At 60.5% G+C, this 26,888-nt stretch carries 25 protein-coding genes; 18 read left to right on the top strand and 7 right to left on the bottom strand.

Annotated features, from left to right (window positions below; genetic code table 11):
- Positions 1–113: 113 nt before the first annotated feature.
- The 5 genes from AC06G5_RS22690 to AC06G5_RS22670 all read left to right on the top strand — a co-directional run bounded on the left by AC06G5_RS22690 (position 114) and on the right by AC06G5_RS22670 (position 5,319).
- Entirely contained in the window at positions 114–1,106 is a 993-nt protein-coding gene (locus AC06G5_RS22690) for a 2-dehydro-3-deoxygalactonokinase (protein WP_413422695.1), read from the top strand.
- A gap of 19 nt (positions 1,107–1,125) precedes the next feature.
- Positions 1,126–1,746 (top strand): 2-dehydro-3-deoxy-6-phosphogalactonate aldolase, encoded by a 621-nt coding sequence (locus AC06G5_RS22685; RefSeq protein ID WP_413704204.1) that lies wholly within the window; start codon positions 1,126–1,128, stop codon positions 1,744–1,746.
- 62 nt (positions 1,747–1,808) lie between these two features.
- The gene (dgoD, locus tag AC06G5_RS22680; RefSeq protein WP_085715455.1) at positions 1,809–2,957 is read left to right on the top strand and encodes a galactonate dehydratase; all 1,149 of its coding nucleotides are present in this window, start codon (positions 1,809–1,811) and stop codon (positions 2,955–2,957) included.
- A gap of 166 nt (positions 2,958–3,123) precedes the next feature.
- Positions 3,124–4,434 (top strand): MFS transporter, encoded by a 1,311-nt coding sequence (locus AC06G5_RS22675; RefSeq protein ID WP_413422701.1) that lies wholly within the window; start codon positions 3,124–3,126, stop codon positions 4,432–4,434.
- A 60-nt stretch (positions 4,435–4,494) separates the two neighbouring features.
- Positions 4,495–5,319: an IclR family transcriptional regulator gene (locus AC06G5_RS22670; protein ID WP_413422703.1), complete on the top strand. Its 825-nt coding sequence runs from the start codon at positions 4,495–4,497 to the stop codon at positions 5,317–5,319.
- Between the two features lie 143 nt (positions 5,320–5,462).
- Here AC06G5_RS22670 and AC06G5_RS22665 read toward each other — a convergent pair whose 3' ends face one another.
- Positions 5,463–7,127, bottom strand: coding sequence for an electron transfer flavoprotein-ubiquinone oxidoreductase (locus AC06G5_RS22665; RefSeq protein WP_480458337.1), 1,665 nt, complete (start codon positions 7,125–7,127; stop codon positions 5,463–5,465).
- Positions 7,128–7,675: 548 nt separating this feature from the next.
- On the opposite strand from AC06G5_RS22665, the gene AC06G5_RS22660 reads away from it, so the two are divergent.
- The 10 genes from AC06G5_RS22660 (at position 7,676) to AC06G5_RS22615 (ending at position 17,271) form a co-directional block, all read left to right on the top strand.
- The gene (locus AC06G5_RS22660; RefSeq protein WP_110749773.1) at positions 7,676–8,425 is read left to right on the top strand and encodes an electron transfer flavoprotein subunit beta/FixA family protein; all 750 of its coding nucleotides are present in this window, start codon (positions 7,676–7,678) and stop codon (positions 8,423–8,425) included.
- Entirely contained in the window at positions 8,426–9,355 is a 930-nt protein-coding gene (locus AC06G5_RS22655; RefSeq protein ID WP_339555659.1) for an electron transfer flavoprotein subunit alpha/FixB family protein, read from the top strand.
- A gap of 202 nt (positions 9,356–9,557) precedes the next feature.
- On the top strand, positions 9,558–10,394 hold the full coding sequence (locus AC06G5_RS22650; protein ID WP_480458336.1) for a substrate-binding periplasmic protein: 837 nt from the start codon (positions 9,558–9,560) through the stop codon (positions 10,392–10,394).
- A gap of 9 nt (positions 10,395–10,403) precedes the next feature.
- Positions 10,404–10,760 (top strand): DUF4398 domain-containing protein, encoded by a 357-nt coding sequence (locus AC06G5_RS22645; protein WP_413704207.1) that lies wholly within the window; start codon positions 10,404–10,406, stop codon positions 10,758–10,760.
- On the top strand, positions 10,757–11,569 hold the full coding sequence (locus AC06G5_RS22640) for an OmpA family protein (protein ID WP_413422712.1): 813 nt from the start codon (positions 10,757–10,759) through the stop codon (positions 11,567–11,569). The genes AC06G5_RS22645 and AC06G5_RS22640 overlap by 4 nt, the downstream gene beginning before the upstream one ends.
- Positions 11,570–11,770: 201 nt before the next feature.
- Complete coding sequence (locus AC06G5_RS22635; protein WP_007973699.1) at positions 11,771–13,210, top strand: aminotransferase-like domain-containing protein; 1,440 nt, start codon at positions 11,771–11,773, stop codon at positions 13,208–13,210.
- Positions 13,211–13,290: 80 nt separating this feature from the next.
- On the top strand, positions 13,291–13,770 hold the full coding sequence (locus AC06G5_RS22630; RefSeq protein WP_413422714.1) for a translation initiation factor 2: 480 nt from the start codon (positions 13,291–13,293) through the stop codon (positions 13,768–13,770).
- Positions 13,771–13,935: 165 nt separating this feature from the next.
- Complete coding sequence (locus AC06G5_RS22625; RefSeq protein ID WP_008017747.1) at positions 13,936–14,190, top strand: YkgJ family cysteine cluster protein; 255 nt, start codon at positions 13,936–13,938, stop codon at positions 14,188–14,190.
- 41 nt (positions 14,191–14,231) lie between these two features.
- Positions 14,232–14,837 (top strand): START domain-containing protein, encoded by a 606-nt coding sequence (locus tag AC06G5_RS22620; protein WP_480458335.1) that lies wholly within the window; start codon positions 14,232–14,234, stop codon positions 14,835–14,837.
- Between the two features lie 340 nt (positions 14,838–15,177).
- Positions 15,178–17,271, top strand: coding sequence for an LTA synthase family protein (locus AC06G5_RS22615; RefSeq protein ID WP_413422718.1), 2,094 nt, complete (start codon positions 15,178–15,180; stop codon positions 17,269–17,271).
- Positions 17,272–17,330: 59 nt separating this feature from the next.
- Here AC06G5_RS22615 and AC06G5_RS22610 read toward each other — a convergent pair whose 3' ends face one another.
- Positions 17,331–17,483, bottom strand: coding sequence for a DUF3309 family protein (locus AC06G5_RS22610; protein ID WP_413422720.1), 153 nt, complete (start codon positions 17,481–17,483; stop codon positions 17,331–17,333).
- A 285-nt stretch (positions 17,484–17,768) separates the two neighbouring features.
- On the opposite strand from AC06G5_RS22610, the gene AC06G5_RS22605 reads away from it, so the two are divergent.
- The 3 genes from AC06G5_RS22605 to csrA all read left to right on the top strand — a co-directional run bounded on the left by AC06G5_RS22605 (position 17,769) and on the right by csrA (position 19,320).
- Entirely contained in the window at positions 17,769–18,584 is an 816-nt protein-coding gene (locus tag AC06G5_RS22605) for an SDR family oxidoreductase (protein WP_413422722.1), read from the top strand.
- A 64-nt stretch (positions 18,585–18,648) separates the two neighbouring features.
- Positions 18,649–18,981, top strand: coding sequence for a YnfA family protein (locus AC06G5_RS22600; protein ID WP_413422724.1), 333 nt, complete (start codon positions 18,649–18,651; stop codon positions 18,979–18,981).
- A gap of 153 nt (positions 18,982–19,134) precedes the next feature.
- Positions 19,135–19,320 (top strand): carbon storage regulator CsrA, encoded by a 186-nt coding sequence (gene csrA, locus AC06G5_RS22595; RefSeq protein ID WP_413422726.1) that lies wholly within the window; start codon positions 19,135–19,137, stop codon positions 19,318–19,320.
- A 5-nt stretch (positions 19,321–19,325) separates the two neighbouring features.
- On the opposite strand, the gene AC06G5_RS22590 is transcribed toward csrA, so the two are convergent.
- From AC06G5_RS22590 to mnmC, 5 genes are all read right to left on the bottom strand, one after another.
- Positions 19,326–19,553, bottom strand: a complete 228-nt coding sequence (locus tag AC06G5_RS22590) for a YheU family protein (RefSeq protein ID WP_008017754.1) — start codon at positions 19,551–19,553, stop codon at positions 19,326–19,328.
- A gap of 229 nt (positions 19,554–19,782) precedes the next feature.
- Complete coding sequence (locus AC06G5_RS22585) at positions 19,783–20,967, bottom strand: osmoprotectant NAGGN system M42 family peptidase (RefSeq protein WP_480458333.1); 1,185 nt, start codon at positions 20,965–20,967, stop codon at positions 19,783–19,785.
- 158 nt (positions 20,968–21,125) lie between these two features.
- Positions 21,126–22,874, bottom strand: coding sequence for an N-acetylglutaminylglutamine synthetase (ngg, locus tag AC06G5_RS22580; RefSeq protein WP_413422730.1), 1,749 nt, complete (start codon positions 22,872–22,874; stop codon positions 21,126–21,128).
- A 3-nt stretch (positions 22,875–22,877) separates the two neighbouring features.
- Positions 22,878–24,650 carry an N-acetylglutaminylglutamine amidotransferase gene (locus tag AC06G5_RS22575; RefSeq protein WP_413422732.1) on the bottom strand — a complete coding sequence of 591 codons (1,773 nt, stop codon included), beginning with the start codon at positions 24,648–24,650 and terminating at the stop codon, positions 22,878–22,880.
- Between the two features lie 170 nt (positions 24,651–24,820).
- On the bottom strand, positions 24,821–26,800 hold the full coding sequence (gene mnmC, locus AC06G5_RS22570) for a bifunctional tRNA (5-methylaminomethyl-2-thiouridine)(34)-methyltransferase MnmC2/FAD-dependent 5-carboxymethylaminomethyl-2-thiouridine(34) oxidoreductase MnmC1 (protein WP_480458331.1): 1,980 nt from the start codon (positions 26,798–26,800) through the stop codon (positions 24,821–24,823).
- Positions 26,801–26,888 lie beyond the last annotated feature (88 nt).

Here is a 26,888-nt window from a genome sequence, read left to right as displayed (position 1 = left end):
ATATTTTTTGTCTTGTCTCATAATATGGGATTGATATTTATATATTGAGATTTTGCCCTGCGCAGGTTTATAGTCCCGCTCACTCACTGCCAAAAACCAAAACAGGTGAAGCGATGCAGGCGCAATTGATCGCGCTCGACTGGGGGACGACCTCATTACGTGCTTACAAACTGGCTGAAGGCGGGCAGGTGCTCGAACAGCGTTCGCTGTCGTCGGGGATCATGCAACTGCCGAAGGCGCCGCGAATCATTGGCGGCCGCGAATCCACCGATGGTTTCGAACTGGCCTTCGACGAAGCTTGCGGCGACTGGCTAGATGCGCAGCCGCAATTACCGGTGATTGCCTGCGGCATGGTCGGCAGCGCCCAGGGATGGCGCGAAGCGGCCTACCGCGATACGCCGGCGAACGTCGCCAACCTTGGTACTTCCTTGCAAACCGTGCGTAGCCTGCGCGGCGTCGATGTGCACATTGTGCCTGGCGTCATCCAGCGTTCGCGTTTGCCGAACGTGATGCGCGGCGAAGAAACCCAGGTGCTCGGTGTGCTGCAAAACCTGACGAACGAGGCGGGCGCCGACCTGTTGATCGGCCTCCCGGGCAGTCATTCGAAATGGGTGGAAGTGGCCGATGGCTGCATCGTGCATTTCGATACGTTCATGACCGGCGAAGTCTTCGCCGTGCTCAGCGAGCACAGCATTCTCGGACGCACCCAGCAGCGTGGCGGGTCCTTCGATGGCGAGGCGTTTGATCGCGGCGTGCTGGTCGCGTTGTCGACGGACGGTGAAACCGGTCCGCTGTCGACGATGTTCAGCGCCCGTAGCCTGGGCCTGACGGGCGAATTGAGCGCCACCGCCCAGGCGGATTACCTGTCCGGCCTGCTGATCGGCCACGAGTTGGCGGCCCTGGCCAATGTCCAGCGGCGTCGGCGCAACAGCGTGCACCTGCCGTCGATCATCCTCATCGGCAATACCCAACTCTGTGCCCGCTACAGGCGGGCGCTCGACGCCTGCGGTTTTGCCCGGGTGACCCTGGCCGAACAGGCCACCGAACGTGGATTGTGGCAACTGGCGCTCGCCGCCGGCCTGGTCACGTCCACCGCATCCCGTTAATCCTGCCTGGAGGTCTGACATGCTCAAACAAGCGCTGGCGCAAAACGGCCTGATCGCGATCCTGCGCGGCCTGCGTCCACAGGAAGCTGCCGCCATTGGCGAAGTCCTGTACGCCGCCGGATTTCGCGTCATCGAAGTGCCGCTCAACTCCCCTGAACCGTACGACAGTATCCGCATCCTGCGCAGTACCTTGCCTGCCGATTGCCTGATCGGCGCCGGCACGGTGTTGACGCCGGAGCAGGTCGAGCAAGTGAAAGCGGCGGGCGGCCAGGTGATCGTCATGCCCCACAGTGATCCCAAGGTGCTGCGCGCGGCGAAGGCGGCCGGTTTGTACCTGTCTCCGGGTGTCGCCACGCCGACCGAAGCCTTCGCGGCGTTGGCCGAAGGTGCGGATGTACTGAAGATGTTTCCGGCCGAGCAGATGGGGCCGGCAGTCGTCAAAGCCTGGCTGGCGGTGTTGCCGGCCGGAACCCTTCTTGTGCCGGTCGGCGGGATCACCCCGGACAACATGCAGGTGTTTATCGACGCAGGCGTCAAAGGCTTCGGCCTGGGTTCCGGCCTGTTCAAACCGGGCATGACGCCTGCGCAAGTGGCGGCCAATGCCAAGGCTTACGTCGCTGCCTGGAAAGCCCTCCGCTAAGACTTTTTGGCGCTGCGAGCGCTGCATCTATCAAGAGCTGCATTGATAAAAAGAGAGCACAGATGAAAATCACCAAACTGACTACCTTCATCGTTCCGCCGCGCTGGTGCTTCCTCAAGGTAGAAACCGACGAAGGCGTCACCGGCTGGGGCGAGCCCGTAGTCGAAGGCCGTGCCCACACTGTTGCCGCTGCCGTTGAAGAATTGTCCGACTACCTGATCGGCAAAGACCCCCGCAACATCGAAGACATCTGGACCGTGCTCTATCGCGGCGGCTTCTACCGTGGTGGCGCTATCCACATGAGCGCCCTGGCCGGTATCGACCAGGCCTTGTGGGACATCAAGGGCAAGGCGCTGGGCGTGTCGGTCAGCGATCTGCTGGGGGGGCAGGTGCGGGACAGGATTCGTGTGTATTCGTGGATCGGCGGCGACCGTCCGGCAGACACTGCGCGTGCGGCGAAAGAAGCGGTCGAGCGTGGTTTCACCGCGGTGAAAATGAACGGCACCGAAGAACTGCAGTTCCTCGATACGTTCGACAAAGTCGACCAGGCCCTGGCCAATGTCGCTGCCGTGCGCGATGCGGTCGGTCCGAACGTGGGTATCGGCGTGGACTTCCATGGCCGGGTGCACAAGCCCATGGCCAAGGTACTGATGAAAGAACTCGATCCGTACAAGCTGATGTTCATCGAAGAGCCAGTACTCAGCGAAAACTACGAAGCGCTGAAGGAACTGGCGCCGCTGACCAGCACACCGATTGCCCTCGGTGAGCGGTTGTTCTCGCGCTGGGATTTCAAGCGCGTGCTCAGCGAAGGCTATGTCGACATCATCCAGCCGGATGCGTCCCACGCTGGCGGCATCACCGAGACGCGCAAGATCGCCAACATGGCCGAAGCCTACGACGTGGCGCTGGCGCTGCATTGCCCGCTGGGCCCGATTGCCCTGGCCGCCTGCCTGCAACTGGACGCGGCTTGCTACAACGCATTCATCCAGGAACAGAGCCTGGGCATCCATTACAACGAGAGCAACGACCTGCTCGACTACGTGAAAGATCCACGGGTGTTCGACTACGACCAGGGCTTCGTGAAGATCCCGAACGGCCCGGGCCTGGGTATCGAGATCAATGAAGAATACGTGATCGAACGTGCGGCCATCGGTCACCGCTGGCGCAACCCGATCTGGCGCCATGCCGACGGCAGTTTTGCCGAGTGGTGATCACTCCCTGACCTACCACTGAACCCTGTAGGAGCGAGCTTGCTCGCGATGGTGTGTCAGTCGACATCAGGCTGAATGACACACCATCGCGAGCAAGCTCGCTCCTACAAGGGGCTGCGCGAAGTTTCGAATCGACCTCAATAAACATAAGAAGAGGCACCCCGCCATGCAATCGCAAACTCTCACCGGGCAGGCGTCGTTGGTGACGCCCAGCCGCAAGCGTTTTTTCATCATGGTGCTGTTGTTCATCACCGTGGTGATCAACTACCTGGACCGCAGCAACCTGTCGATTGCCGCCCCGGCGCTGACCAGTGACCTGGGCATCGATCCGATCCACGTCGGCCTGATTTTCTCCGCCTTCGGCTGGACCTACGCCGCCATGCAGATCCCCGGCGGCTGGCTGGTGGACCGCGTGCCGCCACGGATTCTGTACAGCGTCGCATTGCTGCTGTGGTCGGTGGCCACGGTGATGCTCGGCTTCGCTGCGAGCTTTATCGCGCTGTTCGTGTTGCGCATGGCGGTCGGTGCCCTGGAAGCGCCGGCCTATCCGATCAACAGTCGCGTGGTCACCACCTGGTTCCCCGAGCGCGAACGCGCCACGGCCATCGGTTTCTATACATCCGGGCAGTTCGTCGGCCTGGCCTTCCTGACGCCGGTGCTGGCCTGGCTCCAGCACGAATTCGGCTGGCACATGGTGTTCGTTTCCACCGGTGCGGTGGGCATTGTGTGGGCGGTGATCTGGTACGCGGTGTATCGCGAGCCACGGGATTTCAAAGGCGCCAATGACGCGGAAATTGACTTGATCCGCGAGGGCGGCGGGTTGGTGGACATCCAGGCCGAGCAGGCCAGGGTCAAAGCCAGATTCAGCTGGACGGACCTGGGGATTGTCCTCACCAAGCGCAAGCTCTGGGGCATCTACCTCGGGCAGTTCTGCCTCAACTCGACGCTGTGGTTCTTCCTCACCTGGTTCCCGACCTACCTGGTGAAATATCGTGGCATGGACTTCATCAAGTCCGGCCTGTTGGCGTCGCTGCCGTTTCTCGCCGCGTTTGTCGGTGTGCTGTGTTCCGGTTTCTTCTCGGACTTTTTGATCCGTCGCGGCTGCACGGTAGGTTTCGCCCGCAAGTTGCCGATCATCAGCGGCTTGCTGATTTCCACCTCGATCATCGGCGCCAACTTTGTCGAGTCGACGCCGCTGGTGATTGCCTTCCTCGCGCTCGCATTCTTCGGCAACGGCCTGGCTTCGATTACCTGGTCGCTGGTGTCGACGCTTGCTCCGGCGCGCTTGCTCGGGCTGACCGGCGGGGTGTTCAACTTCATTGGCAACCTGTCGGCGATTGCCACGCCTATCGTGATCGGCTTTCTCGCCACGGGTGATTCCTTTGCTCCGGCGATCACCTACATCTCGGTGCTGGCATTGATCGGCGCGCTGTCCTACATCCTGCTGGTGGGCAAGGTCGAGCGTATCAAGTTGTAGTCGTGGCATCCGGGCGACCATAATGCCGCCCGTTCACTCGCTCAACGGTAAAGGCTGGATATGCAGGAAGACGCCCCAAAAATCGCCAAGGACGCCGCGCCGACCGGTACCCAGACCCTGCTTCGCGGGTTGGGTGTGGTCCAGGCCGTGGCCAGCGGCGCCCGCGATCTCAAGGAAATCGCCCGGCTGATCGGCACTACGCGCAGTACCACCCATCGCCTGGCCAGTTGCCTGGTCGACGAGCGTTATCTGCGGGTGGTGCCGCAAGTCGGTTATCTGCTGGGGCCGAAACTGATCGAGCTGGGCTTTCAGGCCCGTGAAGAATTGCCCTTGGTGACCCTGGCCGGGCCGTATCTGGATGAGCTGTCGGCGTTGACCGGCGACACCGTGCACCTGGGCATTCGCGAAGGCGACGAGGTTTTGTACCTGCTGAAGAATCCGGGGCGCAATGGTCCGGAAATGCGTTCGCGGGTCGGCCATCGCATGCCGTTGGCACGCACCGGGATTGGCAAGGCGTTGATGCTCGATGATTCGCCGCAGGATTGGCAGCGGCTGTACGACATCAGCCTGCCAGCGGGTGGGAAAAGTCAGTTCTGGCCGCAGCATCCCCAGCAGTCTTGGGAACAGCTTGAGCAGCGCATGACCGAGTACGTGGCCGGTGGCTACGCGTTCGATCTGGAAGACAATGAACCGTCGATCCGCTGCGTGGCGGCGCCAATTCGTGATGCGAGCAAGCGCATTGTGGCGGCGATCAGCATTGCCAGCACCGTGCCTTACATGCCACTGGAAAAAATGGCCGAGCTGATTCCCCTGATCAAAGGGGTCACGGCGCGGCTGTCGGCGGAGCTCGGTTGTAGGAGCGAGCTTGCTCGCGAAGGTCGATAACGCTAACGCGTATTGTCTGAATGCACGCGGTGTATTGGCGTTTTTCGCGAGCAAGCTCGCTCCTGCAGGCAATGATGTAATGCCCGGAATTGCGGGCAACAAAAAGGCCCCCGTTTCGGGAGCCTTGATGTTCGCGGTTCGGCTTACATGTTCGGGTAAGTCGGGCCGCCGGCGCCTTCCGGCGCCACCCAGGTGATGTTCTGTGCAGGGTCCTTGATGTCGCAGGTCTTGCAGTGAACGCAGTTCTGGGCGTTGATCTGGAAGCGCTTCTCGCCGTCTTCCTTGGTGATTACTTCGTACACGCCGGCCGGGCAGTAGCGTTGGGCCGGTTCGTCGTACAGCGGCAGGTTCTTGGTGATCGGGATGCTCGCATCAGCCAGCTTCAGGTGACACGGCTGCTCTTCTTCATGGTTGGTACCCGAGATGAACACCGAGCTGAGTTTGTCGAAGCTGATCTTGCCGTCCGGTTTCGGGTAGTCGATCTTCTTGCAGTCGGCCGCCAGTTTCAGGCACGCGTAATCCGGCTTGGTGTCGTGCAGGGTGAACGGCAGTTTGCCGCCGAAGATGTTCTGGTCCAGCCAGTTGAAACCGCCACCGACGATGGCGCCGAACTTGTGGATCGCCGGGCCGAAGTTGCGGCTGGCGAACAGTTCGTCGTAGAGCCAGCTCTTCTTGAACGCGTCAACGTAGGTGGTCAGTTCTTCGGTGCCGTCCTTCTCTGCGAACAGTGCGTCAGCCACCGATTCTGCGGCGAGCATGCCGGACTTCATCGCGGTGTGGCTGCCCTTGATCTTGGCGAAGTTCAGGGTGCCGAGGTCGCAACCGATCAGCGCGCCGCCCTTGAAGACCATTTTCGGCAGCGAGTTCAGGCCGCCCTTGCAGATGGCGCGGGCGCCGTAGCTGATGCGCTTGCCGCCTTCCAGGTACTGCTTGAGCACCGGGTGATGCTTGAGGCGCTGGAACTCGTCGAACGGCGACAGGTAGGTGTTGTTGTAGGACAGGTCGACGATCAGGCCGACGACCACCTGGTTGTTTTCCAGGTGATAGAGGAACGAGCCGCCGGTGTTCTCGGCGCCCATGATGTCCATCGGCCAACCGGCGGTGTGCACCACCAGGCCTGGCTGGTGTTTGGCCGGGTCGACTTCCCAGATTTCCTTCAGGCCGATGCCGTAGTGCTGGGCGTCGGCATCGCTGTCGAGGTTGAAACGCTTGATCAGTTGCTTGCCGATATGGCCACGGCAGCCTTCGGCGAACAGCGTGTATTTGCCACGCAGTTCCATGCCCGGGGTGTACAGGCCTTCCTTCGGATTGCCTTCGCGGTCGACACCGAGGTCACCGGTGATGATCCCGCGCACCACGCCATTCTCGTCGAACAGCGCTTCCTGAGCGGCGAAGCCCGGGTAGATCTCCACGCCCAGGTTCTCGGCCTGCTGGGCCAGCCAGCGGCACAGGTTGCCCAGGGAGATGATGTAGTTGCCTTCGTTGTGCATGGTCTTGGGCACAAAGAAGTCTGGAACTTTCTGCGCGCTTTCAGCGTTCTTCAGAACGAAGATGTCGTCGCGGGTGACGGGGGTGTTCAGCGGCGCGCCGAGTTCCTTCCAGTCCGGGAACAGTTCGTTCAGGGCGCGTGGTTCGAACACGGCACCGGACAGAATGTGAGCACCGACTTCGGAGCCTTTTTCGACCACGCAGACGCTGATTTCCTTACCGGCTTCGGCGGCCTTCTGCTTCAAGCGGCAGGCGGCGGAAAGACCAGCGGGGCCGGCACCGACGATGACCACGTCGAATTCCATGTATTCGCGTTCCACAGGTTATCTCCTACTCAAGGCTCAACAGTTTTTTTTCTAATTTGGAGGTTGGGTGTCGCATCCATGAATCCCGGCGCAGCGCCGGAAGCGGACAATCGATTGACCACCTTTCTCTTTGGGTGGCGCATTATATCTACACCACTCTCAGCGTCCAATACAAACGTTTGTTTGAATTGGCTCAAAGCCAGAGAAATCAAAGTCACGCGCCTTATGAACGGCTGTTTTGGCGTATTGACCGGAATAGGCGTTCCGGTCAAGATACGGGCGGTTTTGCGCTCGCCGTAGGCTGACTGTTGGTTTCAAGAGCACCTCTAAAGACAGGGCGATGGCAGTAGAGAGTGATGCGCCGCGCGGGTTTGCTGTGCAGTTTACACGCCGCGATGTTGAATGACTTGTCAGTCACCACTGACGAACGGTCATCCACAGCATGAGCGTTGGTCACTTGACACATTTGCCGGCGTTTTTGGAGGTGCCCTTGCGCCCGATGAGCATCAACCGCCAGGTTCGCCTAGGCGACTTTCTTTTCACCGGAGAGTAACGAGGAATCCATGAAGGTTCTTGTAGCTGTCAAACGCGTTGTGGATTACAACGTCAAGGTTCGCGTCAAGGCGGACAATTCCGGCGTCGATCTTGCCAACGTCAAGATGTCGATGAACCCGTTCTGCGAGATCGCCGTGGAAGAAGCCGTACGCCTGAAAGAGAAGGGTGTTGCGACTGAAATCGTCGTCGTCTCCGTAGGCCCGTCCACCGCTCAAGAGCAACTGCGCACCGCGCTGGCTCTGGGTGCCGACCGCGCCATCCTCGTCGAGTCCGCCGAAGACCTGACTTCCCTGGCCGTTGCCAAGCTGCTGAAGGCCGTTGTCGACAAGGAACAGCCTCAGCTGGTGATCCTTGGCAAACAAGCCATCGACAGCGACAACAACCAGACCGGCCAGATGCTCGCTGCATTGAGCGGCTACGGTCAGGGCACGTTCGCTTCGAAAGTCGAAATCAGTGGCGACAGTGTTGCCGTGACTCGCGAAATCGACGGCGGCGCGCAGACAGTTTCCCTGAAACTGCCGGCCATCGTCACCACCGACCTGCGTTTGAACGAGCCGCGCTACGCGTCTCTGCCAAACATCATGAAAGCCAAGAAGAAGCCTCTCGAGACGCTGACTCCGGACGCTTTGGGCGTTTCCACCGCCTCCACCAACACAACCTTGAAAGTCGAAGCGCCGGCTGCACGCAGCGCGGGTATCAAGGTCAAGTCGGTGGCTGAACTGGTCGAGAAACTGAAAAACGAAGCGAAGGTAATCTAAATGACTATCTTGGTTATTGCTGAACACGACAACAAAGTGCTGGCCCCGGCCACGCTGAACACCGTTGCTGCTGCCGCCAAAATCGGTGGCGACATCCACGTTCTGGTTGCCGGCCAGGGCGCTGGCGCCGTGGCTGAAGCCGCTGCGAAAGTGGCTGGCGTGGCTAAAGTGCTGGTGGCCGACAACGCCGCCTACGCTCACCAGTTGCCGGAAAACGTTGCTCCGCTGGTTGCAGAGCTGGGCAAGGGTTACAGCCACATCCTGGCTGCCGCCACTTCCAACGGCAAAAACATCCTGCCGCGCGTTGCCGCTGCACTGGACGTTGACCAGATCTCCGAGATCATCTCGGTAGAAAGCGCTGACACCTTCAAGCGTCCGATCTATGCCGGTAACGCCATCGCTACCGTTCAATCGAACGCTGTGGTCAAAGTGATCACCGTGCGTGCCACCGGTTTCGACCCGGTTGCAGCTGAAGGTGGTTCGGCTGCCGTTGAAGCCGTTGGCGCTGCTCACGACGCTGGTATCTCCAGCTTCGTTGGCGAAGAGCTGGCCAAGTCCGATCGTCCGGAACTGACCGCTGCCAAGATCGTCGTTTCCGGCGGCCGCGGCATGCAGAACGGCGACAACTTCAAACACCTGTATGCCCTGGCCGACAAGCTGGGCGCAGCCGTGGGCGCTTCCCGCGCCGCGGTCGACGCAGGTTTCGTACCGAACGACATGCAGGTCGGTCAGACCGGCAAGATCGTTGCTCCACAGCTGTACATCGCCGTCGGTATCTCCGGCGCGATCCAGCACCTGGCCGGCATGAAAGACTCCAAAGTGATCGTGGCGATCAACAAGGACGAAGAAGCGCCGATCTTCCAGGTGGCCGATTACGGCCTGGTGGCGGACCTGTTCGAAGCCATCCCTGAGCTGGAGAAGCTGGTCTAATCCGGCTGCTTCACTTATAAAGAGCCCGGCCTTTTGGCCGGGCTTTTTTTTGCCCTTCATTTACCTGTAGGAGCGAGCTTGCTCGCGATGGACTCAAATGCGCCGCGTTTTTCCAGAATGAACGCGTCATCGTTAACGTACATCGCGAGCGAGCTCGCTCCTACAAGGGGGGCATCACCAGGTTTGAGTGGAGTGTGTCGTCATGGATCTGCGCCTTGTGTGGAGCATGCTGGGATTGACGCTATTGCCGGCGCTGTCTTTTGCCGCAGGCAAATGCGAACGCCTGGTGGTAACCGGCAGCCCGGACGCGCCACCGTACCTGTGGCAAGACCCGCAGAATCCCAAACACCTGATCGGTGCAAGCGCCGATTTGCTGCAGCAAGTGGCGGGTGAGTTGGGGCTCAAGGTCGAACTGCTTTATGCCGGCAAACGGGCCCAGGCCCTTGACGAAGTGCGCAGCGGGCGAATGGATATGCTGGCGGACGCAGCCTTGACGGTCAGCGAGCTGGAAACCCTGGATTACATCCATCCACCCTTACTGGAAAACGACTATCTGGTCTGGACGCGCAAGGACTCGACGCTGGTCTACAACCAGGCACAGGACCTGCACGGCCACCCCGGAGCCGTGTCGGAAAAGGCCCGATTGACTCCGCAATTCAGCACGTTTGCCGGACAGCAATTAACCCTCGCACGTACGTCCAGCCTGACCCAGGCCTTTCAGAAACTGCTGTTGGGTGAGGTCGAGTTCGTACTGGCAGGACGTTACTCGGGCATGGCAACCGCACAGACACTGGGCATGGCCGGTGATTTGGTCGCACGCTCGCAACCGGTCGACAAGCCTGGCCTGTACCTGGCGATTTCCCATGACTCGGCCTGCAACGATCCGTGGTTGCGCGGACAGTTGGCCAAAAAGATGACAGAATTGCCCGCGTCCGGACTGACGGAGACCGTGCTGATGCGCAACATCGAGCGTTGGAAGGCACAGCGCTCACAATCGCAGCAATCCTCGCAACAACCCGTCAGTACCCCAAAACAGTAGGGATATTTAGTGAGTATTCGACCTCTTTTCGCTGCCGTGGCCTTTGTGCTCCTGGCCGGTTGTGCAGCCGATCCTGCGCCGAATGAACAGATTCGCCTGACCGAACAGGCACTCGAACAGGCCAAGGCTGTGGGCGCCACCGCTGACGATGTGCCGGAAATGAAACTGGCCGAAGACAAGTTCAACCGCGCCAAGGGCAACATGACTGACCAATCTTTCAAAAACGCACGCATGCGGGCCGAACAGGCCGAGCTCGATGCGCGTCTGGCTGAAGCCAAGGTGCTGACGGCCAAGAGCGAGGAACAGTTGAACGTGCTTGACGCCCGTATCGCCCGCCTGCGCAAGCAACTGGGAGATGCCGAATGAGCCTCAAGAGCAAAGCCGTCGGCGGTTTGATCCTGGCCGGCTGCGCCGTGCTGTCCGGTTGCGCCAGCCAGCACAGCGAGAGCGCGTTGCAGCAGGCTGGAGCCGACTTTCAGAAGGTCAAGGAAGATTCCAATGTGCTGCGAATCGCCCCCAAGGACGTGATTCGCGCTGGTGAGTCCCTGGCCCGCGCCGATCGTTTGTCCAGCTATTGGGGCAGCGGTTCGGACGTGGTGCATTACGCCTACCTGAGCCAGCGCTATAGCGCCATTGCCCGGGAGCACACCAATCAGGCGCTTAACGAAGAGCAAGCGGCGAAGCTCGAACTGGAGCGGCAGCGCCTGCAACTGGCACTGCGTGAATCCAAACTGTTCAGTGTGCAGCAGCAGGGCAAATGGCTTGAAGAACAGATCCTGGCATTGACGACCGCCCAGACCGACCGTGGTCTGGTGATGACACTGGGCGACATGTTGTTCGACACGGGCGAAGCGGAATTGAAACCTTCGGCCAACCGTGTGGTGCTGAAGATTGTGCAGTTCCTGCAACTCAACCCCAAGCGCGTGGTGCGGATCGAAGGTTATACGGACAGTACCGGGGGCAAACAGGAAAACCTCAAGCTGTCCCGTGACCGCGCACAATCGGTGGCCGACGTGCTGATGGACCTGGGCATCGACGACAGGCGCATCCAGGTCGAGGGTTATGGTGACGAGTATCCGGTGGACGCAAATGCGTCGGAACGGGGGCGAGCGCAGAACCGTCGGGTGGAAATTGTGTTTTCCGACGAAAAAGGCCAGCTCGGCGCTGCCCGCTAGGGGTTGCGTCGCTGGAAAGCCCGGCCTGCCACGCAGCGCCGGGTTTTTTTATGCCTGCCGATTACCGCACAAAACAGTACAGATTTTGCTGACACTGCACTGTACGGTCGACTATTGTGGCAACTGTCCCCGTACACTTCTAAACTGTTCCGGTATTGTTTCACACAAGAATAAAATGCCCGTGAAATCGAGTGCTGCGTCATGACCAATCTTTTGCTCTATCAACGTATTGCTCAACAACTGGCCGAAGACATCCGCCGTGGGGTCTATCAGCCGGGAGAGCGCGTGCCTTCGGTGCGCAAGATGAGCTCGCAGCTCAATGTCAGCCATGCGACGGTGTTGCAGGCGTATGCCAATCTCGAAGATCAGGGGCTGATCCGCGCCCGGCCGCAGTCGGGTTACTACGTGCACCAGACGCCGGCACTCACCGCACCTACGCCGGACATCGCCCGGGTCGAGCGCCCCGGCCTGGTCACCCGCAGCAGCATCATTCAACAGGTTTTGGTGGAATCCCGTCGCGAAGGCGTGTTCCCGCTGGGCGCTGCAGTACCGAGTGTCGACTATCTGCCGGTGCGGGCACTGCATCAGCAATTGGCCAAAGTCACCCGTTTCCATAGCCCGCGGGCCTTCAGTTACATGTTCAGCCCCGGTTTCGAGCCGTTGCGCCGACAAGTGGCGATCCGCATGCGCGATGCCGGCGTGGTGGTCGATCCGTCGGAAGTGGTGATCACGCACGGCTGTGTCGATGCGCTGCAGATGTCTTTACGCGTGTTGACCCGTCCGGGCGATCTGATTGCGGCCGAGTCGCCGACCTATTACGGGTTGCTGCAACTGGCCGACCTGTTGGGCCTCAAGGTCATCGAGATCCCCAGTGATCCAGCCACGGGCATGAGCCTGGAAGCCCTGCAACTGGCAGCCAACCAGTGGTCGATCAAGGCGTTGGTGCTGACCACCCGGCTGAGTAATCCATTGGGCGGCACCATGCCTGAAGAGCGGCAGAAACAACTGCTGCGCCTGGCGTCGGATTTCGATATCCAGATTGTCGAAGATGATATCTACGGTGAGCTGATGTTCGAGCAGGGGCGCACCAAGTCCCTCAAGGCCTACGATCGGCTGGACCGGGTGATCTATTGCTCAAGCTTCTCTAAAACCCTGTCGCCGGGAGTGCGGATCGGCTGGATGATTGCCGGTAAGTATCAGCAGGAAATCCAGCGCTTGCAGACGTTCAGTACGCATTCTGCGTGCAGCGTCACCCAGATGGGTATCGCCGCTTACCTGGAAAATGGCGGGTACGATCGGCATTTGCGCTTCATCCGCCAGGAATACCGCAAGAACCTCAGTGCCTTCCAGCTGGCGGTGCAGCAGTATTTCCCGGAAGGCACGCAGATGACCCGGCCTACCGGTGGCTTCATTCTGTGGGTGAGTCTGCCGGGCCGAGTCAACACCCAGGAGTTGCACGTGCGGGCCTTGCAGCAGGGCATCAGTATTGCGCCGGGACTGATTTTCAGTAATACCGAGCAATTCAATCACTGCATTCGCCTCAATTGCGGCACGCCATGGAACCGTGAAGCCGAGCGTGCGTTGATGACCCTGGGCATGCTGGCCACCCAACTCTGCCAGGAGATGGCCGGCGGTTTGTAACAGGCTGCTACTGTGCTTGTCTTGTGGGCTGCAACAGGCGAGCATATGCACCTCTGCCGTTTGCACCCACCGTGGGATACATGAAACCTATTCTTCCTGCCGCCTGGCTATTGCTCTGTCTGTTTGCGAGTATTCAGCCGGCATCCGTCGTTGCCGCTTCCGAGCAGGAACAGGCTACCGGCAGTTTCCACGTAGCACCGATAAAAGCCGAACCCGCAAAAAAAGCCTCGTCGGCCAAAAAACCGGCGACGCCCGCGAAAAAGCATCCACCCATTGCCTCCAAGTCGAAACCGGCCAGCGAAGTGGTAAAGACTGAGCTTCCATCCGCCAATCTGGACCTGAGCTTGCCCAAGGATATGGTTCAAGAACTGAAGCCTGTCGGAACGGTACCGTTGACCAAGCGTGAATCGCTGTTGCCCCAGATGTTCGGTGACAAAAGCGGTAGCAGCCCGTTCCAGCTCAACGGACGCCTGCTCAGCAATGAAATGCAGCTGCAACTGCGCAATGAAGAGCGCCGCGAGGTCGAAGGCGCAGCACTGGATTTCGAGTTCAAACAGTAAGTCGTCAAGATCCACGTGCCGCAGGACAGACGCTTTGTCGGAGACTGCATGGTCACGTTCGTTTGCGTTGAAAAACCCGCTCGCAGGTAATTTAAAACAACTGTTTTAGCGGGTACTCTGTGCCCCGTCCTTTAACACATTGCTCGTCGCGAGGAGCTTGTCGTCATGAAATGCCGTGAGGGCTGTGGCGCGTGTTGCATTGCCCCGTCCATCAGTTCACCGATTCCCGGTATGCCCAACGGCAAAGCCGCGGGGCAGCGTTGCCTGCAACTTTCCCCGGATAACCTGTGCAGCATTTTCGGCCAGCCGGAACGGCCGGCGGTGTGTTCGGCCTTCGAGGCCGACCCCGAGGTGTGCGGAAGCAGCAGCGAGGAAGCCATTCGGCTGATCGGCTGGTGGGAGCAAATGACGGCGGCGTGATGTGTTTTACGAACGGAACTTCAACAATAAGGAATAAGACTATGGGTTCGCTGCATCGTATTGCTGTGCTGTGTGGTTTGACGGTCGTGCTGGCCACCTCGGCGGCCCAGGCCGAAGACTGGAAAGTCGCGAAAAACGAAGACGGCATCAAGATCTCCCTGAGTGAAGTGGCCGGGTCCGACTACAAGGCCTACCAGGGCGTCACGCTGATGAAGACCACCGTGGCCAAGCTGCGTGCGTTGCAGGAGGATGTGCCCGGAGCCTGTGCCTGGATTCACGAATGCAAAAACCAGAAGCTGCTCAAGCACGAAGGTGACCAGAGCTGGACCTACACTCAGTTCAACACCCCGTGGCCGGTTACTCCGCGTGATTCGGTGCTGCACGTCACCACCATCGAAGGTGCCGATGGCAGCCTGACCCGCAAGCTCGAAGGTGTACCGAAATACATTCCTGAAGAAAAAGGCTTCGTCCGGGTCGCCAAAGTCAATGGTTTCTGGAAGTTCGTACCCAAGGGCGACCAGATCGAAGTGACCTATCAGGTGCACACCGAACCGGGCGGCAGCGTGCCGTCGATGGTGGCCAACAAGTTTGTGGTGGATGCCCCGTTCAATACCTTGAAAGCCCTCAAGGAACGCGCCGAGAAGTAACGGTTTCGTTCTTTCAAGATGACTTCGTAGCGCCCCGACCGGTTCGGGGCGTTTGCATTTTTGACGGGGGAGGTGGGCGCTTTAATTTGTTTCCGAATATGCGTTGCACGAAATTTTCACCAAGTCTCCAAGACAATTCGCCGGCTCTCCCGCCACACGCTGCATAGTCCTGAATGCAGGATGAAAGAGTCGGGATGAGGGTAGTAATCAATGGCAATGCAGCCGTTGATCGTGCAACATTTGCGCACCGCGCAAACCCCGGGCCTTGTTACGGGCCGAAAAGAGGGCAAGGCGCAGCTGTATTTTCGAAACTTAAACTTCCAATGGGTCCTAAAACGACATGGCAATCCCGGACGCCCTGAATCAGCAGCGAGCCTCTAGTCGCCTGCTGCAACCGACCGTCAAATCGCATCTGGCCTACACGCTGTTGTGTGCCTTGGTCATGATGGTCATGTTCAGCCTGCTGCGCGTCGCGCTGCTGGTTTACAACCGCTCGATGATCCTCGACACACCGGCCTCGACCTTCCTCGAGGCATTCGCCAACGGTCTGCGCTTCGACGTGCGTCTGGTGGTCTATCTGAGCATTCCGTTGCTGCTGGCATTGTTCAGCGCCCGGGCCATGGCGGCACGCGGGCTGTTCCGTCTCTGGCTGACGATCGTCTCCAGCATCGCGCTGTTCCTGGGCCTGATGGAAATGGACTTCTACCGTGAGTTCCACCAGCGCCTCAACGGCCTGGTCTTCCAGTACGTCAAGGAAGATCCGAAAACCGTGATGAGCATGCTCTGGTACGGTTTTCCGGTGGTTCGCTACCTGCTGGCATGGGCCGTGGGCACCTGGATCCTGAGCCTGGCATTCAAGGGCGCCGACCGTGCAACCCGTCCCCGTGGCCCATTCAGTGGCGGCAGCATCGGCACCCGCCAGGTTGCCCCATGGTATGCGCGCATTGCGGTATTCGTGGTGTGCCTGCTGATCTGCGTGGTTGCCGCACGTGGCACCCTGCGCCAAGGCCCGCCATTGCGTTGGGGTGACGTCTACACCACCAACTCGATTTTCGCCAACCAGTTGGGCCTCAACGGTACCCTGCAATTGGTGGCGGCTGCCAAGAGCCGGATGTCCGAGGAACGCGACAACATCTGGAAGGCCACCTTGCCGCAGGAGCAAGCCCAGCAAATCGTGCGTGACATGTTGGTGCTGCCGGACGAAAAACTGGTCGAGGCCGACATGGCCGCCGTACGTCGTGACTACACGCCACCGGCCGACAAGACGCTGCCGATCAAGAACGTCGTGGTGATCCTGATGGAAAGCATGGCCGGTCACTCGGTCGGAGCGTTGGGTGGCCCGGACAACATCACGCCGTACCTCGACAAACTGTCGAAGGAAGGCCTGATGTTCGACCGCTTCTTCTCCAACGGTACCCATACCCACCAGGGTATGTTTGCCACCATGGGTTGCTTCCCGAACCTGCCGGGTTTCGAATACCTGATGCAGACCCCGGAAGGCAGCCACAAGCTGTCTGGCCTGCCGCAATTGCTCAGCGCCCGTCACTATGACGACGTGTACGTCTACAACGGCGATTTTGCCTGGGACAACCAGTCGGGGTTCTTCAGCAACCAGGGCATGACCAACTTCATCGGCCGTAACGACTTCGTTAACCCGGTGTTCTCCGACCCGACCTGGGGCGTGTCCGACCAGGATATGTTCGATCGCAGCCTGCAAGAGCTCAAGGCGCGGGAAAACGGCAAGCCGTTCTATGCGTTGCTGCAAACCCTGTCCAACCACACGCCATACGCCTTGCCGACGCCATTGCCGGTCGAGCGCGTGACCAATCGCGGCACCCTGAACGAGCACTTGACCGCCATGCGTTATGCGGACTGGGCGCTGGGCCAGTTCTTTGAAAAGGCCCGCAAGGAGCCGTACTTCAAGGAAACCCTGTTCATCATTGTCGGTGACCACGGTTTTGGCAACGAACAGCAGATCACCGAAATGGACCTGGGCCGCTTCAACATCCCGATGCTGATGATCGCACCGGGCATCCAGGAGAAGTTCGGCCAGCGTGACCACACCGTGGGCACCCAGATCGACATCGTACCGACCATCATGGGCCGCCTGGGCGGCGAAACCCGCCAGCAATGCTGGGGCCGCGACCTGCTCAACCTGCCTGAGGGCGACAAGGGTTTTGGTGTGATCAAACCTTCGGGTAACGAGCAGACCACGGCCATCCTCAGCGACGACCAGATCCTGGTGTTGCCGAAGGAAAAGGACATGGCGCCAAAGTTGTACCAGTATGAAATGGGCGCTACGCCGCACGCCGAGATCATTGACGATGCACCGCGTACCGCCGAGTTGAAACTCAAGCTCGAAGCGTTCCTGCAAACCGCGACCAAGAGCCTGCTGGACAACACCGCCGGTGTCGTTCACGGCACGCCGCAGTAAGTTGTGACGCAATGGAAAAGAGGCCCTTCAAGGGCCTCTTTTTTTTGTCTGGCGAATTTTTATATTCGCCCGAGCAAGAGCAGGATCAACAGTACCACCAACACCACACCGAGGATTCCGGATGGGCCATAACCCCAACTTCTGGAGTGCGGGAAGACCGGTAAACCACCGATCAGTAACAGGATCAGAAGGATGATCAGTATTGTGCTCATGTCTGTTTCCTTGTTGAAAATGCAGCGGATTGACCATGCCAATCAAGGTCAGTGGGATTGAATTGAATTCGAGCTGCTTAAAAAGTCCGACTCTCGCGCTTGCAGGATAATTCCAGGTTATTTTCAAGTAATTTGAACAGGCCTTTAACTTTCTTGTTGTTGCATCAGTTGCTTCAGGCACTCCCGCGGTTTGCTCGGGCCATTCAGCAATCTGATGGAGCATGGGTCGGGCAATTTCCTTCGCTACACTCGATGCATCTTCCGAGAACAACAAGGCTGTTTGCTATGCAAAATCGCATGATGATCACTGGTGCAGGCTCTGGCCTGGGTCGCGAAATCGCGCTGCGCTGGGCGCGTGAAGGCTGGCAACTGGCCTTGTCGGACGTCAGCGAGCCCGGCTTGCAGGAAACCCTCAAGCTGGTCCGCGAAGCCGGTGGTGATGGTTTTATCCAGCGCTGCGACGTGCGCGACTACAGCCAGCTGACGGCGTTCGCCCAGGCCTGCGAAGTCAAGCTCGGTGGCATCGATGTCATCGTCAACAACGCGGGCGTAGCGTCTGGCGGCTTCTTCAGTGAGTTGTCCCTGGAGGACTGGGACTGGCAGATCGCGATCAACCTGATGGGCGTGGTCAAGGGCTGCAAGGCTTTCCTGCCGCTGCTGGAGAAAAGCAAAGGCAAGATCATCAACATCGCGTCCATGGCCGCGCTGATGCAAGGTCCGGCGATGAGCAACTACAACGTGGCCAAGGCGGGCGTGGTGGCGTTGTCCGAAAGCCTGCTGATCGAACTGGCGCATCAGGAAGTCGGCGTGCATGTGGTGTGTCCGTCGTTCTTCCAGACCAACCTGCTGGACTCGTTTCGCGGCCCGACACCGGCCATGAAAGCCCAGGTCGGCAAATTGCTGGAGAGCTCGCCGATCAGCGCCGCCGACATCGCCGACTACATCTACCGGCAGGTCGCTGCCGGCGAGTTCATGATCCTGCCCCACGAACAGGGCCGCATGGCCTGGGCGATGAAGCAGAAGAACCCGCAACTGCTCTACAACGAAATGACCGCCATGGCCGACAAAATGCGCGCCAAGGCCAGGCAATCCGCAAGCTGATCTTGCTCGCAGGCAACGCTGTGGTTAGGGTGGCCGCCATCGGCCATCCTAGCGAGACACGTGCATGCTCAATTACCTGTGGTTTTTCCTCGCCGCGCTGTTCGAGATTGCCGGTTGTTTCGCCTTCTGGATGTGGCTGCGACAGGGTAAAAGCATGTGGTGGGTAGTACCGGCGCTATTGAGCCTGACCCTGTTCGCCCTGCTGCTGACCCGTATTGAAGCCACCTACGCCGGCCGCGCGTACGCCGCTTACGGCGGCATCTACATCATTGCGTCCATCGGCTGGTTGGCCGTGGTCGAGCGGATTCGTCCGCTGGGGTCGGACTGGCTCGGCGTGGCGCTGTGTGTGGTCGGCGCAAGTGTCATCCTGTTCGGGCCGCGATTCTCCGCGTCCTGACGGATCGGCCTTACAATCAAGCGGCCTGTCAGACCTTTCTGTAAGCCTTGTGCGTGATGGCTGTCAGTCCGGTCTGGATTGCTGTCGGAGCATTGTAGGCCTGCAGCGAGCTGGGCATCTTCAAGGGCCAGTAACCCCTGAAGGACACTCCTCATGCTCGTACTCACCCGCGTTGTGGGCGAAACCATTTCCATCGGTGAAAATATTTCCGTGCGTGTTCTCGCGATCAACGGAAGCAACATTCGCTTTGGCGTCGAAGCGCCTCAGGAAGTCAACGTGCACCGCTGCGAAATCTACGAACGGATCCAGAAAAAACTGGCGAAAACCAAGGAACGCTGAACACTTCAGTCAAACAGGTGCTTGGGCACGTCGTGCTTGAGCATCAGTTGGCATTGCTCGCTTTCCGGGTCGAAGACAATCAGTGCCTGCCCCTTGGTCAAGGCCTGGCGCACGCGCAGTACGCGGGTTTCCAGTGGCGTGTCGTCACCATTGTCCGTGCCGTCGCGGGTCACGAAATCCTCGATCAGGCGGGTGAGGGTGTCGACTTGAAGTTGGTCGTAGGGGATCAGCATAGGCACCTCGGTTCAATCAATGGCGCGATGCTACGGCGAATGTCTGGTATCGGCTAGCCTGGGATCCTGTGTTGTCTGATCTGCCGCCTTCGCGAGCAAGTCGAATCGTCGCACCGCCGCTCCCACAGTTGACCGAGTTATTCCATGAAAACGCGGTCGAATGTGGGAGCGGGCTTGCTCGCGAAGACTACCTGTCAGACACCGAATATCTCAGCGTTGCAACTCAACTCTACGACCGCTGCCCCACCAGGCTGTCCACCGAAGGCACCCGCGTATCGCTTTCCATCTGGGTATCGTGTTCGAGCTGATGGCTGAAGCGGTCCAGTGACCCTTTGGCCGGTTGCGCATCGCTGGCAAACACTGGCGGGCTGAGGATGTACGCACCGAGCAGGCGACTCAGGGCGGCGAGGCTGTCGATATGGGTACGTTCGTAACCATGGGTGGCGTCGCAGCCGAAGGCGAGCAGGGCGGTGCGAATGTCGTGGCCGGCGGTAACCGCCGAATGTGCATCGCTGAAGTAGTAACGGAACAGGTCCCGGCGCGCCGGCAGCTCGTTGTCGCTGGCCAGGCGCAGGAGGTGGCGCGACAGGTGATAGTCATAGGGCCCGCCGGAGTCCTGCATCGCGATGCTCACCGCGTGCTCGCTGGAGTGTTGGCCGGTCGCGACCGGTGCAATGTCGATGCCGACGAATTCACTGACGTCCCAGGGCAATGCCGCCGCGGCGCCACTGCCGGTTTCCTCGGTGATGGTGAACAGCGGATGGCAGTCGATCATCAGGTCCTGGCCGCTGTCGACGATGGCTTTGAGCGCTGCCAGCAGCGCGGCCACCCCGGCCTTGTCGTCGAGGTGGCGGGCGCTGATGTGGCCGCTTTCGGTGAACTCCGGCAGCGGGTCGAAGGCGACGAAGTCGCCGACGCTGATGCCCAGCGACTCGCAGTCGGCGCGGGTGGCGCAGTAGGCGTCCAGACGCAATTCGATGTGATCCCAACTGATCGGCAGCTCATCCACGGCGGTATTGAACGCGTGCCCGGACGCCATCAGCGGCAAGACGCTGCCGCGGATCACGCCGTTGTCGGTAAACAGGCTGACCCGACTGCCTTCGGCAAAGCGGCTGGACCAGCAGCCGACCGGCGCGAGGGTCAGGCGACCGTTGTCCTTCACCGCCCGCACCGCCGCGCCGATGGTGTCCAGGTGGGCGGAAACGGCGCGGTCAGGGCTGTTCTTCTTGCCCTTGAGCGTGGCGCGAATGGTGCCGCGGCGGGTCATTTCGAAGGGAATGCCCAGTTCTTCAAGGCGCTCGGCGACGTAGCGCACGATGGTGTCGGTGAACCCGGTGGGGCTGGGAATGGCGAGCATTTCCAGCAGGACTTTTTGCAGGTAACCGAGGTCCGGTTCAGGGATTTTGCTGATCATGGAAACTCCTGATGAGTTGAGGCCATCGATGGTTTCGATGAGAAGATTTTTGGCTGCCAGTCATGCCGCCTTCGCGAGCAAGCCCGCTCCCACTTTGGATCGCATTCCCCTGTGGGAGCGGGCTTGCTCGCGAAGGGGCCAGCCCAGGCAATGCATCACTAAAAGACCACCGGCTGACTGTGCGGAAACAACAAGTCCACAAATCGCTCCGCCGTGGGCTGCGGTTCATGATTGGCCAGCCCGGCCCGCTCGTTGGCTTCGATAAACACGTATTCGGGCTGATCGGCGGCGGGCACCATCAAATCCAGGCCGACCACGGGAATGTCCAGCGCCCGCGCGGCGCGGATGGCAGCATCTGCCAGCGTCGGATGCAAAATCGCAGTGACGTCCTCGAGAGTCCCGCCGGTATGTAGATTTGCCGTGCGCCTTACGAACAGACGCTCGCCGGCCGGCAGAATGCTGTCGTAGTCATGACCGGCTGCATTCAAGGTGCGCCGGGTCTCGTGATCCAGCGGGATCTTGCTTTCACCACCCGTGGCCGCTTGTCGCCGCCGGCTCTGGGCTTCGATCAAGGCGCCGATGGAGTGTTGGCCGTCGCCGACCACCTCGGCTGGCCGGCGAATGGCGGCCGCGACCACTTCATAACCGATCACCAGAATCCGCAGGTCAAGGCCTTCGTGGAAGCTTTCCAGCAGTACGCGGCTGTCGAATCGGCGGGCGGCTTCGATGGCTTGCTGGACTTCTTCGATGGTCTGCAAATCCACCGCCACGCCTTGGCCCTGTTCGCCGTCCAGCGGTTTGACCACCACTCTGAGGTGCTCATCGAGGAACGCCAGATTGTCATCGGCGGTACCGGCCAGTTGCTGCGCCGGCAGGTTCAACCCGGCAGCCTTGAGCACTTTGTGGGTCAGGCTTTTGTCCTTGCACAGGCTCATGCTGATGGCGCTGGTCAGGTCGCTCAGGGATTCACGACAGCGTACCCGGCGCCCGCCATGGCTGAGGGTGAACATCCCGGCGTCGGCGTCATCGACTTGCACATCGATGCCACGACGGTGTGCTTCCTCGACAATGATCCGCGCATACGGATTGAACGCGGCCTCCGGGCCGGGCCCGAGAAACAGCGGTTGATTGATACCGTTCTTGCGCTTGATGGCGAAGGTCGTCAGGTTGCGAAAACCGAGCTTGGCGTAAAGGTTTTTCGCCTGGCGGTTGTCGTGCAGTACGGACAGGTCGAGGCAAGCGAGCCCGCGACTCATGAAATGCTCGATCAGATGCCGCACCAGCACTTCACCGACACCCGGCCGCGCACAATGCGGGTCGACCGCCAGGCACCACAGGCTGCTGCCGTTTTCCGGATCGTTGAAGGCCTTGTGGTGGTTGAGGCCCATGACGCTGCCGATGATCGCGCCGCTGTCCTCGTCTTCGGCCAGCCAGTACACCGGGCCGCCCAGGTGACGCGCAGTGAGCAGGGTGGGATCGACCGGCAGCATGCCGCGCGCCTGATACAGCTGATTGATCGCCTGCCAGTCGGCATCGCTTTGCACGCGTCGAATGCGGAACCCGCGAAACACCCGGGTCGCTTGGCGATAATCGCTGAACCACAGACGCAAGGTATCGGACGGGTCGAGAAACAGCTGTGTCGGCTCCAGCCCCAGCACTTGCTGGGGCGCGGCGACGTACAGCGCAATATCCCGCTCGCCGGGCTGTTCGTTGAGCAACTCCCCGGCGAGGCTTGCGGCATCGGCAAAGGTGTGGCCGATCAACAAGCGCCCCCAGCCGCAATGCACGGCAATCGGAGCTCCGCCGAGTTCACTGCGATCCTCGGCCAGACGAGCCTGCAAGCGTTCGTAGGAAGGTGACTGGCCGCGCAACAGGCGTTGGCTGAAAGCCGTGGCATGAGGTTTCATCGGTCATATTCCTTGTTCGCTGAGCCACAGGTTGAGGGCCGCCAGTTGCCACAGCTTCGAACCGCGCAACGGCGTCAATTGTCCCTGTGGATCAGTCAGCAGACGGTCGAGCATCGCGGGGTTGAACAGCCCGCGATCCTGGCTGGGATCGAGCAGCAACTCGCGCACCCATTCCAGCGTATCGCCCTGCAAATGCTTGAGGCCCGGCACCGGGAAGTAACCTTTCTTGCGGTCGATCACTTCACTGGGAATCACTTGTCGCGCAGCTTCTTTCAAGACCTGCTTGCCGCCGTCCGGCAGTTTGAAGCGCCCCGGAATCCGTGCCGACAACTCCACCAGGCGGTAGTCGAGAAACGGCGTGCGTGCTTCCAGACCCCAGGCCATGGTCATGTTGTCGACGCGCTTGACCGGGTCGTCCACCAGCATCACCGTGCTGTCCAGGCGCAAGGCCTTGTCCACCGCGGCATCGGCACCGGGCTGGGCGAAATGGGCTTTGACGAAGTCACCGGCGGCGTCATTCGCGGTCAGCCATTTCGGTTGCACGGTGGCGGCGTAGTCGTCGTAGCTGCGATCGAAAAACGCTTCGCGGTACGCGGCATACGGATCACTCGCTCCGTCCACTTGCGGATACCAGTGGTAACCGGCGAACAGTTCATCCGCGCCCTGGCCGCTCTGGACCACCTTGCAATGTTTGGCCACCTCCCGTGACAACAGGTAGAAGGCGATGCAGTCATGGCTGACCATCGGTTCACTCATGGCCCGGAACGCGGCGGGCAGCTGCTCGATGATCTGTTTTTCATCGATGCGCAATTGGTGGTGCCGGGTGCCGTAGTGTTTGGCGATCAGGTCCGAATACTGGAACTCGTCACCGCGCTCGCCACCGGCGTCCTGGAAGCCGATGGAGAAGGTCGACAGGTTGTCCACGCCGACCTCCCGTAACAAGCCCACCAGCAGGCTTGAATCGACGCCACCGGACAGCAGCACGCCGACATCCACCGCCGCACGCTGACGAATCGCCACCGCTTCGCGAGTGCTGTCGAGTACACGGTCGCGCCAGTCTTCGAGGGTCAGGTTCATCTCATCGGCATGCGGGCCGTAGGGCAGGGTCCACCAGGTTTTCTGCTCGGTGCGACCATCGGCTTCGATGCGCATCCAGGTGGCCGGCGGCAGTTTTTCGATGCCCGCCAGCAAGGTGCGCGGTGCCGGGACCACGGCGTGGAAATTCAGATAATGATTGAGCGCTACCGGATCGAGAAGCGGATTGATGTCGCCGCCCTTGAGCAGTGCCGGTAGTGCGGAAGCAAAGCGCAGGCGCTGGCCGGTGCGTGACAGGTACAACGGTTTCACGCCGAGACGGTCGCGGGCGATGAACAGGCATTGGGCATCGCGTTCCCAAACAGCCAAGGCAAACATGCCATTGAGCTTCGGCAGCAGGGCTTCGCCCCAAGCGTGATAACCCTTGAGCAACACTTCGGTGTCGCCAGCGGAATAGAAGGCGTAACCCAGGCTTTCAAGCTCGGCACGCAGTTCGGGAAAGTTGTAGATCGCGCCGTTGAAGGCCAGGGACAAGCCCAATTGCGGGTCGATCATCGGCTGCGCCGAGCCGTCCGACAGGTCCATGATTTTCAGGCGCCGATGGCCCAGGGCAACCGGTCCCTGGCTGTGAAAGCCCCAGGCGTCGGGGCCGCGAGGGGCCAGGTGATGGGTGATTCGCTCCACGGCTGCAAGGTCTGCAGGTTGATGATCAAAACGTAACTCGCCAGCTAATCCGCACATAAATTCCTTACCGGTTTTTCCGTTGGGGAGGGTCAATCGATACCGCGCCAAAACGGCGGGCACTCAGAAACTGACCCACCTCGGTAAGGGGAGTTTTAGATTAATGAGTTATAAGCTGGCGAGACCCGAGCCGAGAGCCGCTGTGCGGGCGCCCTCGACGGCGGTATCGACTATTTGCCCCGGATCAGGCGTCGCAGGGCAAACCGATTGGGGTGACAGGCTTCGGCCACGCTTCTGGGCAGCGGCAGGGGCTCATTGTCCAGCCACGCCGCCAGCAGTTCCCCGGACAATGGCGCAGTGATCAGGCCACGCGAACCGTGGCCGCTGTTGACGTATAAGCCGTCGAGCCACGGGCATGCGACGTCGGGCACCTGCCGGGCATCCTTGCTCAGTGCGGCATAGGCTTGGGCAAACGACTGCGCGTCGGCCAACGGGCCGACGATCGGCAGATAGTCGGGGCTGGTGCAGCGAAAGGCGGCGCGACCCTGGAGGCTTTCGGGGGCGAGGCGGTCGATCGCCAGGCGGGTGACCAGATCGTGGGAAATCTCTTCGAGCATGGCCAGGTTGCCGAGGTGTTCTGCGGTGGTCGGCGTCAGGTCATCGCTCTTGAAATCGAAACTGGCCCCCAGGGTGTGTTCGCCCGAACGGGCAGGGGCGACATAGCCTTCGGCACACACTACGGTGTTCAGGGCGAGGCTCTGCGGGGTTTGCGTCAGACGGGTGATTTGCCCGCGAATGCGTTTGAGCGGCAACCCGGCGCTCTCGGGGAAACGCTGGATTTCAGCAGCACCGGCAAGCACCACCACGGGTGCACTGGCAAGCAAACGCTCGCCGTCCCAGGCTTGCCACTGGCTTTCAACCTTGCGCAGTTGCAGTACATCGTGATGGGTGAGCAATTGAATCTGTGGATGCGCAGCCTGCCACTGGCACAACGCCGGTGGATGCACCCAGCCGCCTTCGGGATAGAACAGGCCGCCGTGTGCCAGGCCGACTCCGGCCACGGCCTGTGCCTCAGGTTGACCCAGCAGGTGCAGCAGGTCCGGCGCAAACGCTGCCGCCAATTGCACCTGGCGTTCGGCTTCCTTGGCATTGAACGCCAGTTGCAGCACGCCGCAATCATCCCAGTCGCGACCCCGTTGCAAGTGTTCGAGCAGTCTGCGGGTGTAGCCAAAACCGCTGACGATCATTTGCGACAGCGCCGTGCCATGGGCCGATAACTTCAGGTAGAGCACGCCCTGTGGGTTGCCCGAGGCTTCCTGGGCAATGGCGTCGTGGCGTTCCAGCAATGTCACTTGCCAGCCCCGTGCGGCAAGGCTGGCGGCGCTGGCACAACCGGCCAGCCCGGCACCGATCACCAGTGCCTGACGCTCGCCGGCCAGCGGAGCGGGGTGGGCAAACCAGGGTTTGTCCTGGGCCGGGGCCGGCGTTTCCCGGGGCCAGCCGAGGAACTCGCCGCGCAGGATTTCCCATTTGTGGCCGATGCCGGGGGTGCGTTTCATCTTGAAACCGGCGGCGTTGAGCAGGCGCCGCACCCAGCCAGTGCTGGTGAAGGTGCTGATGGACGCGCCGGGAGCGGCCAGGCGCGCCAGTTCGGCAAACAGTTCGGCGGTCCACATGTCGGGGTTTTTCGCCGGAGCGAAACCGTCGAGGAACCAGGCGTCGATTCGGGCATCGAGTTGGGGCAGTTGTTCCAGCGCATCGCCGATCAGCAGGGTCAGGGTGACGCGGCCGTTGTCCAGCGTCAGGCGCTGAAAACCCTGATGGATCGCCACGTACTGCGCCAGCAACTGATCGGCAAACACCTTGAGTTCCGGCCACAGCGCCAGGGCACGTTGCAGGTCGGCCGGGCTCAACGGGTATTTTTCGACGCTGACAAAATGCAACCGAGCCCCGGCCGCCGCGTGTTGCTCGAACACCTGCCAGGCGCACAGGAAATTCAGCCCGGTGCCGAACCCCGTTTCACCGATGACCAGTCGCCCGCCCTCGGGCAAGGCCGCAAAGCGTTCGGCCAGGCGGTTCTGCTCGATAAAGACATAGCGGGTTTCGTCCAGCCCCGACTGGTCGGAGAAATACACATCGTCGAACACTCGCGAATACGGGCGACCTTGGTCGTCCCAGTCGAGCTGGGCGTGGGGCAATACAGGTTTCATGGCAGGCTCGGTAACGGCAAGGTCGCCATTCTAGCCGATCGGCGGAGTGGCCAAGCTCTTTGTGGCGAGGAGGACCCTCAGGAAAATC

Source organism: Pseudomonas sp. WT-JTC (assembly GCF_056711565.1).
Note: the sequence above shows the minus strand (reverse complement) of the source record. Positions and strands in the feature narration are given on the sequence as shown.

Coding starts and splice junctions, on each gene's coding strand:
- AC06G5_RS22630 (WP_413422714.1), top strand. CDS start 13,291: ATGAAACCTATTCTTCCTGCCGCCTGGCTATTGCTCTGTCTGTTTGCG.
- dgoD (WP_085715455.1), top strand. CDS start 1,809: ATGAAAATCACCAAACTGACTACCTTCATCGTTCCGCCGCGCTGGTGC.
- mnmC (WP_480458331.1), bottom strand. CDS start 26,800: ATGAAACCTGTATTGCCCCACGCCCAGCTCGACTGGGACGACCAAGGT.
- AC06G5_RS22690 (WP_413422695.1), top strand. CDS start 114: ATGCAGGCGCAATTGATCGCGCTCGACTGGGGGACGACCTCATTACGT.
- AC06G5_RS22600 (WP_413422724.1), top strand. CDS start 18,649: ATGCTCAATTACCTGTGGTTTTTCCTCGCCGCGCTGTTCGAGATTGCC.
- AC06G5_RS22640 (WP_413422712.1), top strand. CDS start 10,757: ATGAGCCTCAAGAGCAAAGCCGTCGGCGGTTTGATCCTGGCCGGCTGC.
- ngg (WP_413422730.1), bottom strand. CDS start 22,874: ATGAAACCTCATGCCACGGCTTTCAGCCAACGCCTGTTGCGCGGCCAG.
- AC06G5_RS22635 (WP_007973699.1), top strand. CDS start 11,771: ATGACCAATCTTTTGCTCTATCAACGTATTGCTCAACAACTGGCCGAA.
- AC06G5_RS22610 (WP_413422720.1), bottom strand. CDS start 17,483: ATGAGCACAATACTGATCATCCTTCTGATCCTGTTACTGATCGGTGGT.
- AC06G5_RS22615 (WP_413422718.1), top strand. CDS start 15,178: ATGGCAATCCCGGACGCCCTGAATCAGCAGCGAGCCTCTAGTCGCCTG.
- AC06G5_RS22655 (WP_339555659.1), top strand. CDS start 8,426: ATGACTATCTTGGTTATTGCTGAACACGACAACAAAGTGCTGGCCCCG.
- AC06G5_RS22585 (WP_480458333.1), bottom strand. CDS start 20,967: ATGATCAGCAAAATCCCTGAACCGGACCTCGGTTACCTGCAAAAAGTC.
- AC06G5_RS22620 (WP_480458335.1), top strand. CDS start 14,232: ATGGGTTCGCTGCATCGTATTGCTGTGCTGTGTGGTTTGACGGTCGTG.
- AC06G5_RS22675 (WP_413422701.1), top strand. CDS start 3,124: ATGCAATCGCAAACTCTCACCGGGCAGGCGTCGTTGGTGACGCCCAGC.
- AC06G5_RS22650 (WP_480458336.1), top strand. CDS start 9,558: ATGGATCTGCGCCTTGTGTGGAGCATGCTGGGATTGACGCTATTGCCG.
- AC06G5_RS22625 (WP_008017747.1), top strand. CDS start 13,936: ATGAAATGCCGTGAGGGCTGTGGCGCGTGTTGCATTGCCCCGTCCATC.
- AC06G5_RS22590 (WP_008017754.1), bottom strand. CDS start 19,553: ATGCTGATCCCCTACGACCAACTTCAAGTCGACACCCTCACCCGCCTG.
- AC06G5_RS22685 (WP_413704204.1), top strand. CDS start 1,126: ATGCTCAAACAAGCGCTGGCGCAAAACGGCCTGATCGCGATCCTGCGC.
- csrA (WP_413422726.1), top strand. CDS start 19,135: ATGCTCGTACTCACCCGCGTTGTGGGCGAAACCATTTCCATCGGTGAA.
- AC06G5_RS22605 (WP_413422722.1), top strand. CDS start 17,769: ATGCAAAATCGCATGATGATCACTGGTGCAGGCTCTGGCCTGGGTCGC.
- AC06G5_RS22575 (WP_413422732.1), bottom strand. CDS start 24,650: ATGTGCGGATTAGCTGGCGAGTTACGTTTTGATCATCAACCTGCAGAC.
- AC06G5_RS22670 (WP_413422703.1), top strand. CDS start 4,495: ATGCAGGAAGACGCCCCAAAAATCGCCAAGGACGCCGCGCCGACCGGT.
- AC06G5_RS22660 (WP_110749773.1), top strand. CDS start 7,676: ATGAAGGTTCTTGTAGCTGTCAAACGCGTTGTGGATTACAACGTCAAG.